Source organism: Polaribacter sargassicola (assembly GCF_021991835.1).
Taxonomy (GTDB): domain Bacteria; phylum Bacteroidota; class Bacteroidia; order Flavobacteriales; family Flavobacteriaceae; genus Polaribacter; species Polaribacter sargassicola.
The window spans coordinates 604,969-620,681 of record NZ_JAHDAU010000001.1; the positions used below are offsets into that span (position 1 = coordinate 604,969).

Genomic DNA, 15,713 nt, shown 5'->3' on the forward strand with positions numbered 1-15,713 from the left:
TTAATTAAAATTTATAAGTTAAAGTAGCTAGAAAAGATCTAGGTTGTTCTGGTGTTACTGTACTCCAACCTGTGTAATATTCTTTATCTGTAAAGTTGTTTGCTTTAATACTTGCTCTAAATTTATCTGTTTCGTAATATATAGCTGCATTAAATATAGTGTATGCTGGTAAATAAAAACTACCAGTTGCAAATTTATAACCTACCATTGTATCATATTCACTAGCTCCATTAAAACCAGCACCAATACCTAAGTTTTTAACAATACCTTGGTTAAATTTGTAATCTGCCCAAAAGTTGTAAGTTACATCTGGTCCTGCTTCCTGGTAGCGTAAACCTTCTAAATAAGTTGCAGAAGGAGATTCTTTTACTTCAGAATCATTATAACTAAAACCAGTATGTATATTTAAACCGTTTATTGGGTTGGTATTTAAATCTAATTCAAAACCTTGGCTGTTAACTTTTGCGTCTTGAGTTTGAGAGTAAAATAAGTATTTGTTTTGTACATTAATGTTATAATAGCTTAAAGTAGTTTCTAATTTATTATTAAACATATTTGTCTTTACTCCAAATTCAAACTGATTAGCCTCTTCTACATCAAAAGATTGTAATGTTGTAACTGCCGTACCTGTAGAGTAATCTGTTATATATTGAGGATTGATGTAAGAAAATCCATTTTGATAGTTTGTAAAAATAGAAACTTTGTCTAATACAGGTTGATAAACAATACCAAATTTTGGCGAAAATGTAGATTTTGTGTACTCTGTTTCATCATCATCGCTGGTGTTTTTGTCTCCTTCGTATTGAAATCTATCATAACGTACACTTGCCATAACAGATAATTCTGGTAAAATATTAATTACATCAGAAACATAAGCACCAAAAATATTTTGATCTACATCACTATTTAAATTTCCAGAATTAGATAATGCTGTATTTAAATTATCTTCATTAACTTCAGGTTCTCCAAAAGGTAAATTTCCATCAAGAGTTATCGTGTGTAAGTATCCCCAGTTAGAGCTTTTATCAACAATGTTTTTAGAAAAATAATCTACACCAACTAGTAATTTATTTCTTAATTCACCTACTTTAAAATCACCTACAAAGTTTTGTTGTGCATTAAAAGCTTTTGTTTTAGTATCTAAATCTTGAGCATAAAGTGCAAAATATGGTGTACCAACAGGATTTGAAGGATCTGTCCAATCTGCAGCATCCCATAAATAAGTATAAAAACCAGTAGATTTTGCAGTACTACCAGCAATAATTGTTTGAGAAGACCAATTATCAGAAATTTTCCAAGCAGCTTCTGCACGATAATTTTGAGTAGGACTTTCAATTGTTACGCTATTATCTGTAAAAGATAAGTTGGTATCGTAGTTTAAAGAGGCAATATCAGTAAAATAAAGTGGTGCAGATCTGTTTAAAAATAACGAAACACCGTTAGTTTGTTCTGTAGAGTTTGCCTCGTAAGATAAGTTAAATGTTAAATTGTTATTTACTTTATAAGAAAGTGCAGGTGCAATAAAAAGTGATTTTTTTAAACCAGCATCCTGAAAACTATCTTCGTTTTGATAACCAGTATTTAATCTAAAAGAAAGTTTTTCGCTTTTATCTGTTACATTTATATCTGCATTTACTCTGTTAAATCCAAAAGAACCATAACTAGCAGAAATGTTACCACCAGTACCATTGTAAGGTTTTTTAGTAACTATATTTATTAAACCTCCGTAAGAGGTTACAGCGCTACCAAATAAAGTACCAGAAGGCCCTTTTATAACTTCTAAACGCTCTATATTAGAGGTGTTTATAAAACTATTGGTAATACCAGCCACACCATTTACAAGTTGAGGTTGTACAGAAAAACCACGACTACTAAAAAACGCAGCTCCATCATTAGATCTACCTGTAGAAGACCATAGTTTAGAAACACCTGTTACATTTTTTAAAGCATCATCTAGCGTGTTTACAGATTGAGATACAATTAATTGATTGGTAACCGTATTATAAACTTGCGAATTTTCTATGTCTTTTAATGGCATTTTTGCTACGTAAGCACTTTGTTTTCTAGAGAATTTATTTTTTCTATTAGATTCTATAATTACTTCTCCTAAAATTTCATTTCCTTCAAAAAGAACAATTGTACCTAAGCTTTTTGTTTCTCCCTTAATAGTAGCGATTTTAATTTCTTTAGTTTTAAAACCCAGATAAGAAATTGATAATACATAGTTTCCAGAATTAATATTCTCTATCTTAAATTCTCCATTTTCATTGGTTTGTGTTCCGTATTCTGTGTTTTTTATTAAAATATTTACCCCAGGTATTGGTTGTTTAGAATTGTCTTTTATAACACCTGTTATTGTAGATTTTTGACCAAATGTAAATAAAGAGGTTAAAAATAATAAAGTTAATAATTGATATTTCATTTGTGTTTATTTAGATTTATTATAAATAAAATTTCGACAAATGTATTTTACAAAGATGATAAATGCAAATTATTTATAATAAATCTAAATAATGAATTTAAAACAAAGATTTATTAAAGTTTATTGTTAAAAAGGCATTAAACTTTAAGGTTTATAGGGTAATTATAACGTTTCTTTAACATTCTTATTTGTAAACTATTTACCATTCTAGATGTCTTAAAACTATATTTGCAAAACTATAATGCTTTATAGAGCTTAAATTATAAAGTACAACTAACTAATTATGAGGAAAACAATACTATCTGTCTTAGGGGTAGCACTTGCTATTGGTGCTATATTTTTAGGAAAATTCTTAATTGATAATAATACAAAACCAAAACCAAAATTTTCAAGAGAAATTAAATCTGTATTTGTTAAAGAGGTTGATAATAAAGAAGTTGATATTGTTTTAACAGCAAGTGGTAGTTTGGTTGCTAAAGATAAAATAGAAATTTTTTCTGAAGTACAAGGTCTTTTAAAAACATCTAATAAGCCATTTAAAGCGGGTTCTAATTATAATAGAGGAGAGGTTTTATTAAGTTTAAATAGTGATGAGTTTTATGCAAGCATTCAATCTCAAAAAAGTAATTTATATAATTTAATAACTTCTACTTTACCAGATTTACGTTTAGATTATCCATCAGAATTTAAAAAATGGGAAAGCTATCTACAGAGTTTCGATTTAGAAAAAACTACTCCAAAATTACCAAGTTTTACTTCGGATAAAGAAAAATACTTTATTACTGGTAGAGGTATTTTAACAGCATATTACAATGTTAAAAATTTAGAAGTACGCTTAACTAAACACCAAATAAGAGCACCATTTACAGGTGTTTTAACAGAAGCATTAGTAAGCCCAGGAACTTTAGTAAGAACAGGGCAAAAATTAGGAGAATATATAAAACCTGGTGTTTATGAAATGGAAGTTTCTATAAATGCGGCATTTGCAGATTTATTAAAAGTGGGTAACTCTGTTGCTTTAACTAATTTAGAAAAAACAAAAAATTATACAGGTAAAGTTGTGCGTGTAAACGGAAAAGTAGATCAAACATCACAAACTATAAAGGCTTATGTAGAGATTTCTGATAACGATTTAAAAGAAGGTATGTTTTTAGAGGCAAACTTGGTGGGTAAATCAGAAAAAGATGCAATAGAAATTTCTAGAAAATTATTAGTAAACAATAAAGCAGTTTATACCGTTAAAAACGATAGTATTTTAACACTGGTAAATGTAGACCCTGTTTATTTTGGTGATGAAAATGTGGTGATAAAAGGTTTAGAAAATAATCAAAAAATATTATCACAAGTTTTACCTGGTGCTTTTGATGGTATGATTGTAAAAATTAATAAAAAGTAATTACATGAAAAAAATAATTACTTATTTTATAAAATATCCTGTTGCTGTTAATGTATTTATTATTGCATTTGTAGCATTTGGTTTGGTAGGCGCTTTTACAATGAAATCGTCTTTTTTTCCATTAACAGAGTCAGAGTTAATAAGCATTTCTTTAGCGTATCCTGGGGCATCACCTCAAGAAATGGAAGAAGGTGTTGTTTTAAAAATTGAAGATAACTTAAAAGGAATTGTTGGTGTAGAGCGTGTAACATCGGTTTCTAGCGAAAATTCTGCAACAGTAAGTATAGAGGTAGAAAAGGGTAAAGATATAGATGTTGTTTTATCGGATGTTAAAAATGCCGTAGACAGAGTTCCTTCTTTTCCTTCTGGTATGGAGCCAGCAGTTATTGCAAAAGTAGAAAATATAAGATCTACAATTAGTTTTACTGTAAGTGGAGAAAATATCGACCTAAAATCTTTAAAACAATATGCAAGAGATATAGAAAATGATATAAGAGGTATCGAAGGAATTTCGCAAGTTTCTCTTTCTGGTTTTCCAGATGAAGAAATAGAAATTGCAGTTAAAGAAAACGATTTACGTGCTTATAATTTATCTTTTGCAGAAGTAGCAACGGCTGTACAAAACTCTAACCTTTTAATAACTGGTGGTAATATAAAAACACCAGAAGAAGACTATTTAATTAGAGCAAGTAATCGTTCTTATTACGGTGTAGAACTGCAAAACTTAATTGTAAGAACAGAACCAAACGGAAACATAATTCGTTTAAAAGACATAGCAGAAGTTAAAGATACATGGTCAGAAACACCAGACAGGCTATACTATAATGGTAATTTAGCTATAGATATTTCTATTAGTAACACCAATAATGAAGATTTACTGTCGTCAGCAGAAAAGATTAAAGAGTACATAGAAAAATTTAATCAAGAAAACCAAAAAGTATATTTAGATATTACTGATGATAGAAGTGAAACTTTACAAGGTAGAACTTGGCTTTTGGTAGAAAACGGTATTGTTGGTATTTTACTTGTTTTGTTCTTTTTAGCTTTATTTTTAAACTTACGTTTGGCAATTTGGGTAGCTTTTGGTTTGCCTGTAGCATTTTTAGGAATGTTTATTTTTGCATCTCAGTTTGATGTAACTATTAATATTTTATCCCTTTTCGGGATGATTATTGTAATTGGTATTCTAGTAGATGATGGAATTGTAATTGGAGAAAATATTTACCATCATTATTACGATTTAGGAAAAAGTAAAATACAAGCAGCAATAGACGGAACAATAGAGGTAATTCCGCCAATTATTTCTGCAATTTTAACAACAATTATCGCTTTTTCTACGTTGTTTTTTGTGGATGGAAGAATTGGTAATTTCTTTAGTGAAGTATCTACAATTGTACTATTAACATTAAGTGTTTCTTTAATAGAAGCCTTAGTTATTTTACCAGCACACATTGCGCATTCTAAAGCTTTAAACAGAAAAAAGTTAGAAAATGGTAAAGAAGTTAAAGCCAACGGACTTGATGGCTTTTTTAATAAAATAAATAAGTTTGCAGATGGTGGTTTAACTAAAATAAATGAGAAATTTTATGTGCCATTTTTAAAATTTTCTTTACAAAACAAAATATTTGCCTTTTCTATACCTATTGCCTTATTGGTACTTAGTATAGCATCTTTAAATGGTGGTATTGTAAGAACTTCATTTTTCCCTTCTATTGCAAGTGATAAAATACAAGTAACACTAAAAATGCCACAAGGAACCAATGAAAGAATAACAGATTCTATTATTTCTATAATAGAAGAAAAAGCTTGGCTTGTTGGTAAAGAATATACAGATAAACAATCTGGTAAAGAAGAGGTTGTTCAAAATATTATAAAAAGAGTTGGTCCTGGTAGTGCAAATGCTACATTAACAATTAATTTATTGCCAGGAGAAAGCAGAGAGTTTTCATCACCAGAAATTACCAATACATTAAGAGAAAAAGTAGGAAAAGTCTACGGAGTAGAAAGTTTAATCTTTGGTTCTGGAGGTAATTTTGGAGGAAACCCAATTGCAGTTTCTTTGTTGGGTAATAATATAGAAGAGTTAAAAGCAGCAAAAGAAGAATTAAAAGTACAACTAGAAAACAATCCTTTATTAAAAGATATTTCTGATAATGATCCTGCTGGGATTAAAGAAGTAAATATTACTTTAAAAGATAATGCGTATTTATTAGGACTAAATTTGCAATCTGTAATGGCGCAAATTCGTAACGGTTTCTTCGGTTTTCAAGCTCAACGTTTTCAAAGAGGACAAGATGAAATTAAAGTTTGGGTGCGTTATAATAGAGAAGATAGAGCATCTATTAAAAACTTAGATGATATGCGTATTGTTGCTCCAAACGGAACAAGAATTCCTTTTTCTGAAATAGGAAATTATCAAATTAAAAGAGGAGATATTGCAATAAACCATTTAAGTGGTAAAAGAGAAATACAGGTTTCTGCAGATTTAAAAGATCCTAAAGAAAGTGCTACAGAAATTTTAGAAGACATTAAGACAAATATTATGCCGCTAATTACTTCTAAATATCACTCTGTTTCTCCATTATACGAAGGGCAAAATAGAGAGGCAAACAAAACTTTAGATTCTTTAAAATATTTAAAATGGATAATTTTAGCGTTAATCTACATTGTAATTGCATTTACGTTCCGTTCTTACAGTCAACCTATTTTATTACTTTTAATGATTCCTTTTAGTATGATTGGTGTTGTTTTAGGGCATTATTTTCATGATTTTCCAATTAACATTTTATCTTGGTTGGGTATTATTGCATTGGTAGGTATTATGGTAAATGATGGATTGGTTTTAATAGGTAAATTTAACAGTTACCTTAAAGAAGGTATGTTGTTTGATGATGCTTTGGTAGCTGCAGGGCAGTCTCGTTTTAGAGCAATATTTTTAACATCTCTAACAACAATTGCAGGTTTAGCCCCATTAATGTTAGAAAAAAGTAGACAAGCACAATTTTTAATTCCTATGGCAATTTCTATTTCTTATGGTATTGCCATTGCAACCATTTTAACATTGGTAATGTTGCCATTACTATTGTCTGTATCTAATTCTATAAAAGTAGGAATTAAGTGGTTAAAAACAGGCGATAATGTAACCAAAGAAGAAGTAGAAAGTGCTATTATAGAATCTAAATTTGACGAAGATGAAGATCATTAAAAATACAATATTATTGGTCGTTTTTTTATCGGCTATACAAGGAATATCACAAGAGATTTTAACAAAAAAAGAAGCATTAGTTATTACTTTAGAAAATAATTTTGGAGTAAAAATTGCAAATAATAATATAGAAGTAGCAAAGAATAATAAAAGTATTTACAATACAGGTTTTTTGCCAACGGTTTCGGTTTCTTCTGGTGCAAATTATAGTAGAAATAATCAAACAAATATTCCACAACAAGGAGATGAAACAAGTACAATTGGAGCCGTTACAAAGTCTTATAGTACTTCTGTTGGTTTAGATTATACCCTCTTTGATGGATTGGGTAGAAAGTACAATTATCAGCAATTAAAAGAAACATATAATTTAACCGAATTAGAAGCTAAAGAAACTATAGAAAACACCTATTTACAGTTGTTTACTTCGTATTTTCAAATAGCGCGTTTATCAGAAAATAAAGATAATCTGTCTGAAGCTTTAACCATTTCTAAACAAAGATTATCTCGTGCAAAATATCAATATGATTACGGTCAATCTACTAGGTTAGAGTTGTTAAATGCAGAGGTTGATGTTAATAATGATAGTATTGCTTTAATTTCTGCAGAACAACAATTAAGTAATGAAAAACGTGGTTTAAACATTATTTTAGGGATAGAAAAAGAAGTGAATTATGTGGTAGAGACAGAGGTAGATTTTGCAGAAATGTTAAATTTTGCTGATTTAGAAACTAAAACTTTAGCCAATAATTCTTTATTGAATCAAAATAAAAAGAACATTGCAATTAGCGAGTTTAATATTAAAATAAATAAAGCAAATTATTTACCAACTTTAGGTTTAACCACTTCTTATGGGTGGAATAAAAACGAAAATGAAAACATAGCAAACGTTTTTCAACCAAAAGCAACATCGTCTAACGGATTAAATGCAGGTTTAAGTTTGTCTTGGAATTTATTTGATGGAGGAAGTACAAAAACCAATATAGCAAATGCTAAAATTGCATTAGAAAACCAACAGATATTATTAGAGCAACAAAAAATTACCATTAAAAATAATTTAAAAAATACTTGGGATAATTATAAAAACCAATTATTTATAATTGGTGCTCAAGAAACAAATGTAGCCACTACACAAAATAATTTTGACAGAACAGAAGAGCGTTACAAATTAGGGCAAATTACATCTATAGAGTTTAGACAAGCTCAAATTAATTTAATTAATGCAAAAACAGCTTTAAATAATGCAAAATTTGATGCAAAATTAATAGAGTTACAATTATTACAACTAAGTGGAGATATCTTAAATGTTAATTTTTAAGTAAACTGATTTTTGTCATAAACCTAATTAAAGTTTCTCTGTAATTTTGAACCATAGTTTTATTGAAAGTGAATTTTTAATCATACTTATAGTTTTTTAGACGCTTGGTAAGATCTTAATTGGTTTTTTGCATTGGTTGTTGTATACCTAGTTGTTGCTGTATTTCTTTTTTTATAAATATTAAATAAGAAACTTAAGAAATGGTTATTTGTAGTGTTTAGTTATAAAAGTCCGAGTTTTAAACTCGGACTTTTTGTTTAAATAAAGTATAATGAATAGTTTTACTTTTAAAAATTTACTTAACTTTAATCATTACAAATAATAATTTAATGAATACTAGTTTTAAAGAGAGTTTTGATTACCTTTTTGAGGAAGAACTAATTAATGAAATAGGTAGAATTGGTGTTAAAAAAAGCTTTAAACAAGATACTATAATTATAGAAATTGGTGATTATATAAAATCGATGCCGCTATTAATTTCTGGCGCAATAAAGATTTTAAGAGAAGATGAAAATGGTGATGAATTGGTTTTGTATTATTTAGAAAAAGGAGATACTTGCGCTATGACACTTTCTTGTTGTATGGGGCAATCTAAAAGTAAAATAAGAGCGGTTGCAGAAACTGATGTAGAATTAATTATGTTGCCAAAAGAAAACATGGCAACTTGGTTAGGTACATATAAAACATGGCAAAATTATATTTTACAGAGCTATCATAATAGAATGGAAGAGTTGCTAGAAGCTGTAGATACAATTGCATTTTTAAAAATGGATGAACGTCTTTTTAAGTATTTAAAAGACAAAGCTATGGTTACACATAATGATGTTTTACAAGTTACCCACAAACAAATTTCTGAAGATTTACACACCTCTAGAGTTGTTATTTCTAGACTATTAAAAAAGTTAGAAAATGAACATAAAATAAAACTTTTTAGAAACAGTATTAAAGTCTTAGAATTATAATTAACGTTGATATTTTTTTTAATATGAGTAGTTTTTCTGATATAATAAATCAAAATAAGCTTGTTTTAGTAGATTTTTTTGCTGTTTGGTGTGGACCCTGCAAAATGATGAGTCCTATCTTAAAAGATGTAAAACAATCTTTAGGAGAAAAAATATCTATCATTAAAATAGATGTAGATAAAAACCAGGCTATTGCAGCAAAATACCAAGTAAAAGGTGTGCCTACTTTAGTTTTATACAAGTCAGGTAAACAAGTTTGGCGTCAATCTGGCGTTGTACAAAAAAACGATTTAATTATGCTGGTAAAAAAGTTTACAGAATAATTAAATACAATCTAGGCTGTAAAAACCTCCACAGTTTTTAGTCCTTTTTTTAGAAAATTGTGTAATTAAATAAGCTGTTGTAATTAAGTTTCTTAGCTCACATAACTCTACTGATAGTTCAGAGTTATCATACAAACGTTTATTATCTTCGTATAAAACACGTAATTTTTTTTCAGCACGCTTTAAACGTTCGTTAGACCTTACAATACCAACATAATTGGTCATTATAGTTTTAACTTCGTTTTTATCATGAGAAATTAAAATTTGTTCCATGTTTTTTACAACACCAACGTCGTTCCATTGAGGCACATTTTCAGGTAATTTTGCTTTTTTATACTTTTTAGAAATGTTTTCAAAAGCATTGTGTGCATAAACTAAACCTTCTAATAAAGAGTTTGAAGCTAGTCTGTTACCGCCATGAAGACCTGTTCTAGTAACTTCTCCACAAGCATATAGTTTTTTAATAGATGTTTTTGCGTTTTTATTTACGTTTACACCACCACAAATGTAGTGTGATGCAGGTACAACAGGTATATAGTCTTTAGAAACATCAATATTTAAAGAAGCACATTTTTCTGTTATATTAGGAAAGTGATCTTTAAATTTCTCCATATCTAATTGCGTACAATCAAGATATACATGTGGCTTACCACTCTTTTTTAATTCGTTATCTATGGCTCTCGCTACAATATCTCTAGAAGCTAATTCTTCTCTTTCATCATAGTTATGCATAAATAAATTACCATTAAAATCTCTTAATTTAGCACCAAAACCTCTAACGGCTTCAGAAATTAAAAAGGCAGGATATTCGCCGGGATTGTATAAAGCTGTTGGATGAAACTGAATAAATTCCATGTCAGAAATTTCTGCTTTAGCTCTATATGCTATTCCAATACCATCTCCAGTAGCAACTGTTGGGTTTGTAGTAGTTTCGTAAACTTGACCATTTCCGCCAGAAGCTAAAATGGTAAACTTACTTATAAAAGTAATAACTTTAGATTTTTTAATGTCTAAAACATAAGCTCCATAGCAAGAAATTTTGCTGTTTCTTTTTGTTTTTTTCTTTTTAACTTGATGTTCGGTAATTAAATCAATTGCATAATGATGCGTTAAAAATTCAATATTAGGCAAGGCATTAACTTTTGTTAATAAAGCGCGTTCAATTTCTGCACCTGTAATATCTGTATGATGTAAAATTCTGTTTTGAGAATGGCCACCTTCTCTACCTAAATCATAATATCCATTTTCATTCTTATCAAATTGTGTGCCCCAGGCTATTAATTCTTGCAGTCTTTTTGGTGCATCTTCAACAACCATTCTAACTACTTCTTCATCACACAAACCATCACCGGCAATTAAAGTGTCTTGCACATGTTGTTCAAAACTATCAACATTTTTATTAAAAACTGTGGCAATACCTCCTTGAGCATATTTGGTGTTAGATTCACTTTGCGAATCTTTTGTAACAATAATTACTTTAGCATCTTTGTGTTTTGTGGCTATTTTAAGTGCAAAAGTTAGCCCAGAAACTCCAGATCCAATCACTAAAAAATCTGAGGTAATTACCTTATTGTTATCTGTCATTTTATTATTTTGATAGTTCTAACATTCTGTTAATAGGTAAAATAGCTTTTTTTGCTAATTCACTTTCAACTTCAATATTAGGTAATTCGTGTTTTAAACATAAATACAATTTTTTCATTGTATTCATTTTCATGTACGCACATTCGCTACATGCACAAGTGTTGTCTTCTTTTGCTGGCGCAGGAATAATAATTTTATCAGGGTTTTCTTGCATCATTTCATACAAAATACCAGCTTCTGTAGCTACAATAAATTTTTGTTTATTGCTATTTTTTACATGGTTTAAAAGACCAGATGTAGAGCCAATATATTTGGCAACTTTAAGCATGTGAGCTTCAGATTCTGGGTGTGCAATTAATTCTGCATCTGGATGTTCTTTGTATAAGTCAATTAACTTTTCCATTGAAAAAGCTTCATGTACCATACAAGCACCATCCCAAAGTAACATTTCTCTACCTGTTTCTTTATTTAAATAATCACCTAAATTTCTATCTGGAGCAAAAATTATTGGTTGGTCTTCTGGAAAAGAATCAATTATTTTTCTTGCATTAGATGAGGTACAAACAATATCACTTAAAGCCTTTATTTCTGCAGAACAGTTAATGTAAGTAACTACTTTATGATTTGGATGTTGTTTTTTAAATGCAGAAAATTCTTCTGGCGGACAAGAGTCTGCCAAAGAGCAACCCGCTAATAAATCTGGTAATAAAACCTTTTTTGTTGGGTTTAAAATTTTTGCCGTTTCTGCCATAAAATGCACACCAGCAAAAACAATAACATCTGCATCTGTTTTGGCTGCTTGTTGTGCTAATGCTAAACTATCACCAACAAAATCTGCAATTTCTTGTATTTCATCAATTTGATAATAATGTGCTAAAAGAACTGCATTCTTTTCTTTTTTCAGCCTTAAAATTTCCTCTACATAATTAACATCAGGAGTTTCAATATCTAAAAATCCTTTTGTATTTAAATTTTTCTTTGCAGTAATTAAAGTTTCCATAAAAATGTTCTATTTTGAAACACAGTACAAATATAAACTCTATTTTGTTGGTAGGAAAATGAATGTTATTTTTCTATTAAATTATAACTATAAAGTAAGAAATGTTGAATTTATCGGAAGATTTTTGGGAAAACAAATATCAAAAGAATAAAATTGGTTGGGATTTAGGAATAATTTCACCTCCATTAAAAACATATTTTAATCAATTAACCAATAAAAATCTAAAAATATTAATTCCTGGTGGAGGTAATTCTTACGAAGCCGAATACCTTTTTAACAACGGGTTTAAAAATGTTTTTGTAGTTGATTTGGCTAAAAGTGCTTTAGATAATATTAAAAAGAGGGTTTCTAATTTTCCAGAACATCAATTAATTCATGCTGATTTTTTTGATTTAGAAGGTGATTTTGATTTGATTGTTGAGCAAACCTTTTTTTGTGCAATAAATCCAGAATTAAGGCAAAAATATGCCAACAAAATGAACAGCTTGTTAAATAAGAAAGGAAAATTGGTTGGATTGCTTTTTGATGCAAAATTAAACGAAGATCATCCACCTTTTGGTGGTAAAAAAGAAGAATATCTTTCTTATTTTAAATCTTATTTTTCTATAGAAATTATGGAGAAATGTTACAATTCTTATCATAATAGACAAGAAATGGAGTTGTTTGTTAAATTGATGAAATTACCTTAATTTTAGTTCTTTTTTTGTAATAAATGTTACAGAGAAATGATGCTGTTTTTGTATTTTTATATTTCAAAATAAGGGTATGGAAGATATGCTATTCTATGATAGAATGCAGTTTGCATTTACTATCACATTTCACTATTTATTTCCGCAATTAACAATGGGTTTATCATTGATGATTGTGTATTTTAAATGGAAGCTTTTAAGAACAGAAATTGTTAAATATAATGATGCTGCAAAATTTTGGATGAAAATTTTTGCACTTAATTTTGCTATGGGAGTTGTAACTGGTATTCCTATGGAATTTCAATTTGGTACAAACTGGGCAAAGTTTTCTGAATTAACTGGTGGAATTATCGGACAAACATTGGCAATGGAAGGAATGTTTTCGTTCTTTTTAGAATCGTCCTTTTTAGGGCTTTTTCTTTTTGGTGAAAAGTTGTTAGGGCATAAACTCCATTTTCTTACCGGTTTTCTCGTTTTTTTAGGTTCTTGGGCAAGTGGTTATTTAATCATTGCCACACATTCTTGGATGCAGCATCCTGTAGGTTATGAAATTATAGAAAACGGAAAATTTGTTTTAAATAATTTTGGCGCATTATTTTCTAATCCTTGGTTATTGCCTTCTTATTTACACAATCAAGCTGCTTCTTTAGTTACATCATCTTTTGTAGTTGCTGCTATTGGTGCTTTTTATTTATTGAATAATAAACACAATGAATTCGGAAAAATATTTGTAAAAACAGGTGTTGTCTTTGGGTTAATTTCTAGCTTATTAGTGGCTTTTCCTACGGGAGATTTGGTAGCAAAAAACGTAGTAAAATATCAACCAGCAACTTTTGCCGCAATGGAAGGAATTTTTGAAACTGAAAAGGGAGGTTCTGAAATTGTTTTAATTGGGCAACCAAATATGTTAGAAAAGAAATTAGATAACAAAATTGCTGTACCAAACATATTAAGTTTTTTAACCTACCAAGATTGGAATGCAGAAATTAAAGGTTTAAATGAGTTTGATAAAAGTGTACACCCAACAAATGTACCTGGTTTGTATTATTCTTATCATATTATGGTAGGTTTAGGTACTATTTTTATAGGTTTAATGTTACTTGCAGCAGTACAATTGTTTCGTAAAAAACTATACAAGACAAAATGGATTTTATGGGCTATTATGTTTATGTTACCTTTTCCGTATATTGCAAATACTACAGGTTGGTACACAGCAGAATTGGGTAGACAACCTTGGTTGGTTTTCGATTTGTTAAGAACAACAGAAGGCGCATCTCCAACAGTTTCATCAGGGAATACATTATTTACTTTATTAGGTTTTATTGGTTTATATCTTCTTTTAGGAATGTTATTTTTAATGTTAGCAGGTAAAATTATTAACAAAGGTCCAGAGCCAGAAACACACTAAGAATTATGGAATTATTTTGGTATATCGTTTTAATGACAATGTTGGCTGTTTATGTAATTTTAGACGGTTATGATTTTGGCGCAGGAATTATTCATTTATTTTTTGCTAAAAAAGAAAAAGATAAAAAAGCAATAACAAATGCAATTGGTCCTTTTTGGGATGCTAACGAGGTTTGGTTAATTGCTTCTGGTGGTGTGTTATTTTTTGCTTTTCCTACTTTATACGCATCTTCTTTTAGTGGTTTTTATTTGCCTTTAATGATGATTTTATGGTTGCTGATTTTTAGAGCAATTGGTTTAGAATTAAGAGGTCAAATTCATAATAAAATGTGGGAAGCCATTTGGGATAAAGCTTTTGGAATATCGAGCTTATTATTAGCCTTGTTTTTTGGTGTTGCTTTAGGAAACGTAGTAAGAGGTGTAAATTTAGGAAATGTGGTTAACGGAGTTTCTACGCAAGAAGCACATTATTTCTTTTTACCACTTTGGAATCCTACTTTTAGTCCGCAAGCAGAACAATTAGGTATTATAGATTGGTTTACGTTATTATTAGGTATTATTGGTGTAGTTACTTTAACAATTCATGGAGCTAATTGGATTATTTTTAAAACCAATTCTGATATCAATGAAAAACTAAAAAAAGTAGTTTTTAACTTGAATTTTGTTTTGTTAGGTTTGGTAATTATTTCGTTATTTATTTGGCATATTATAGATCCAGAACCATTTCGTAATTTTATAGAAAAACCTTGGTTAATTATTTTTCCGATAATTTGTTTTACAGGCTTGTTTGGTTTGTTTAAGGTAAAATCATTTAAAAAACACGGACTTGGCTTTTTGTTTTCATCATTATTTTTATTTGGCGGATTAACATCAACAGTAGCATCAATTTTCCCAAAAGTATTGCCATCAACAAATAATATAAATCCAGATTTAACTTTGTATAATGTTGCTGCAGATGAGTACGGTTTGTCTGTAGGTGTGTATTGGTTTGTAATTGCAGCAGTTTTGGTAACTGTTTATATGGTAATACAATACAAAGTTTTTAAAGGTAAAATGGACGATGTTGGTTACGGAGAACATTAAGTAAAATAATGTGTTATGACAGGTACTTTAATTTCTTTAATTAGTATTTTTATAGGGATTATTGCGGCAAATACCTTCGGATATTTTAAAAAAAGATATTCTTTTGGTTTTACAGGAAACACATTAATTGGTGTTTTTGGGTCTATCTTTTTAATCAAACTTTTTGGCAGATTGGGTTTTGATCCTTGGTCTATAATGCAAAACGAAACTTTTTATGTTTGGTTATTTATAATCAATTGTTTGGTTTCTATTTTAGGTGGAGTTTTAGGACTCTTTTTTGTGAAAAATATTTATAATAAAATGAATAAAAAAGCAGCTAATTAGCTG

General features: G+C 29.2%; 12 protein-coding genes. 9 read left to right on the top strand and 3 right to left on the bottom strand.

The annotated features are described in order from the left end of the window. Positions 1 to 4: 4 nt before the first annotated feature. A complete protein-coding gene (locus tag KI686_RS02710) occupies positions 5 to 2,422 on the bottom strand; it encodes a TonB-dependent receptor (RefSeq protein WP_237587718.1) in 2,418 nt (805 codons plus the stop codon). Between the two features lie 283 nt (positions 2,423 to 2,705). Here KI686_RS02710 and KI686_RS02715 point away from each other — a divergent pair, with 283 nt between their 5' ends. The 5 genes from KI686_RS02715 (at position 2,706) to trxA (ending at position 9,623) form a co-directional block, all read left to right on the top strand. After that, the gene (locus KI686_RS02715) at positions 2,706 to 3,818 is read left to right on the top strand and encodes an efflux RND transporter periplasmic adaptor subunit (protein ID WP_237587719.1); all 1,113 of its coding nucleotides are present in this window, start codon (positions 2,706 to 2,708) and stop codon (positions 3,816 to 3,818) included. Positions 3,819 to 3,822: 4 nt separating this feature from the next. Continuing rightward, positions 3,823 to 7,023 (top strand): efflux RND transporter permease subunit, encoded by a 3,201-nt coding sequence (locus tag KI686_RS02720; protein WP_237587720.1) that lies wholly within the window; start codon positions 3,823 to 3,825, stop codon positions 7,021 to 7,023. Then, positions 7,010 to 8,338 (top strand): TolC family protein, encoded by a 1,329-nt coding sequence (locus tag KI686_RS02725; RefSeq protein WP_237587721.1) that lies wholly within the window; start codon positions 7,010 to 7,012, stop codon positions 8,336 to 8,338. Before KI686_RS02720 ends, KI686_RS02725 begins: the two co-directional genes overlap by 14 nt. A gap of 329 nt (positions 8,339 to 8,667) precedes the next feature. Beyond that, positions 8,668 to 9,300 carry a Crp/Fnr family transcriptional regulator gene (locus KI686_RS02730; RefSeq protein ID WP_237587722.1) on the top strand — a complete coding sequence of 211 codons (633 nt, stop codon included), beginning with the start codon at positions 8,668 to 8,670 and terminating at the stop codon, positions 9,298 to 9,300. A 23-nt stretch (positions 9,301 to 9,323) separates the two neighbouring features. Continuing rightward, the gene (trxA, locus tag KI686_RS02735; protein ID WP_237587723.1) at positions 9,324 to 9,623 is read left to right on the top strand and encodes a thioredoxin; all 300 of its coding nucleotides are present in this window, start codon (positions 9,324 to 9,326) and stop codon (positions 9,621 to 9,623) included. On the opposite strand, the gene nadB is transcribed toward trxA, so the two are convergent. Next, on the bottom strand, positions 9,624 to 11,207 hold the full coding sequence (gene nadB, locus KI686_RS02740) for an L-aspartate oxidase (protein ID WP_237587724.1): 1,584 nt from the start codon (positions 11,205 to 11,207) through the stop codon (positions 9,624 to 9,626). Positions 11,208 to 11,211: 4 nt separating this feature from the next. Next, positions 11,212 to 12,207, bottom strand: a complete 996-nt coding sequence (nadA, locus tag KI686_RS02745) for a quinolinate synthase NadA (RefSeq protein ID WP_237587725.1) — start codon at positions 12,205 to 12,207, stop codon at positions 11,212 to 11,214. A 104-nt stretch (positions 12,208 to 12,311) separates the two neighbouring features. Between nadA and KI686_RS02750 the strand changes: the two genes are divergently transcribed. The 4 genes from KI686_RS02750 (at position 12,312) to KI686_RS02765 (ending at position 15,710) form a co-directional block, all read left to right on the top strand. Further along, entirely contained in the window at positions 12,312 to 12,896 is a 585-nt protein-coding gene (locus tag KI686_RS02750; RefSeq protein ID WP_237587845.1) for a methyltransferase domain-containing protein, read from the top strand. A gap of 76 nt (positions 12,897 to 12,972) precedes the next feature. After that, the gene (locus KI686_RS02755; protein ID WP_237587726.1) at positions 12,973 to 14,304 is read left to right on the top strand and encodes a cytochrome ubiquinol oxidase subunit I; all 1,332 of its coding nucleotides are present in this window, start codon (positions 12,973 to 12,975) and stop codon (positions 14,302 to 14,304) included. 5 nt (positions 14,305 to 14,309) lie between these two features. Next, on the top strand, positions 14,310 to 15,386 hold the full coding sequence (gene cydB / locus KI686_RS02760) for a cytochrome d ubiquinol oxidase subunit II (protein WP_237587727.1): 1,077 nt from the start codon (positions 14,310 to 14,312) through the stop codon (positions 15,384 to 15,386). 15 nt (positions 15,387 to 15,401) lie between these two features. Continuing rightward, positions 15,402 to 15,710 carry a hypothetical protein gene (locus KI686_RS02765; RefSeq protein WP_237587728.1) on the top strand — a complete coding sequence of 103 codons (309 nt, stop codon included), beginning with the start codon at positions 15,402 to 15,404 and terminating at the stop codon, positions 15,708 to 15,710. Positions 15,711 to 15,713 lie beyond the last annotated feature (3 nt).

Bases quoted from the DNA above. Each gene is read 5' to 3' on its own strand.
- cydB (WP_237587727.1), top strand. From the start codon at position 14,310: ATGGAATTATTTTGGTATATCGTTTTAATGACAATGTTGGCTGTTTAT.
- KI686_RS02715 (WP_237587719.1), top strand. From the start codon at position 2,706: ATGAGGAAAACAATACTATCTGTCTTAGGGGTAGCACTTGCTATTGGT.
- KI686_RS02755 (WP_237587726.1), top strand. From the start codon at position 12,973: ATGGAAGATATGCTATTCTATGATAGAATGCAGTTTGCATTTACTATC.
- KI686_RS02720 (WP_237587720.1), top strand. From the start codon at position 3,823: ATGAAAAAAATAATTACTTATTTTATAAAATATCCTGTTGCTGTTAAT.
- KI686_RS02725 (WP_237587721.1), top strand. From the start codon at position 7,010: ATGAAGATCATTAAAAATACAATATTATTGGTCGTTTTTTTATCGGCT.
- KI686_RS02765 (WP_237587728.1), top strand. From the start codon at position 15,402: ATGACAGGTACTTTAATTTCTTTAATTAGTATTTTTATAGGGATTATT.
- nadA (WP_237587725.1), bottom strand. From the start codon at position 12,207: ATGGAAACTTTAATTACTGCAAAGAAAAATTTAAATACAAAAGGATTT.
- KI686_RS02710 (WP_237587718.1), bottom strand. From the start codon at position 2,422: ATGAAATATCAATTATTAACTTTATTATTTTTAACCTCTTTATTTACA.
- KI686_RS02730 (WP_237587722.1), top strand. From the start codon at position 8,668: ATGAATACTAGTTTTAAAGAGAGTTTTGATTACCTTTTTGAGGAAGAA.
- nadB (WP_237587724.1), bottom strand. From the start codon at position 11,207: ATGACAGATAACAATAAGGTAATTACCTCAGATTTTTTAGTGATTGGA.
- trxA (WP_237587723.1), top strand. From the start codon at position 9,324: ATGAGTAGTTTTTCTGATATAATAAATCAAAATAAGCTTGTTTTAGTA.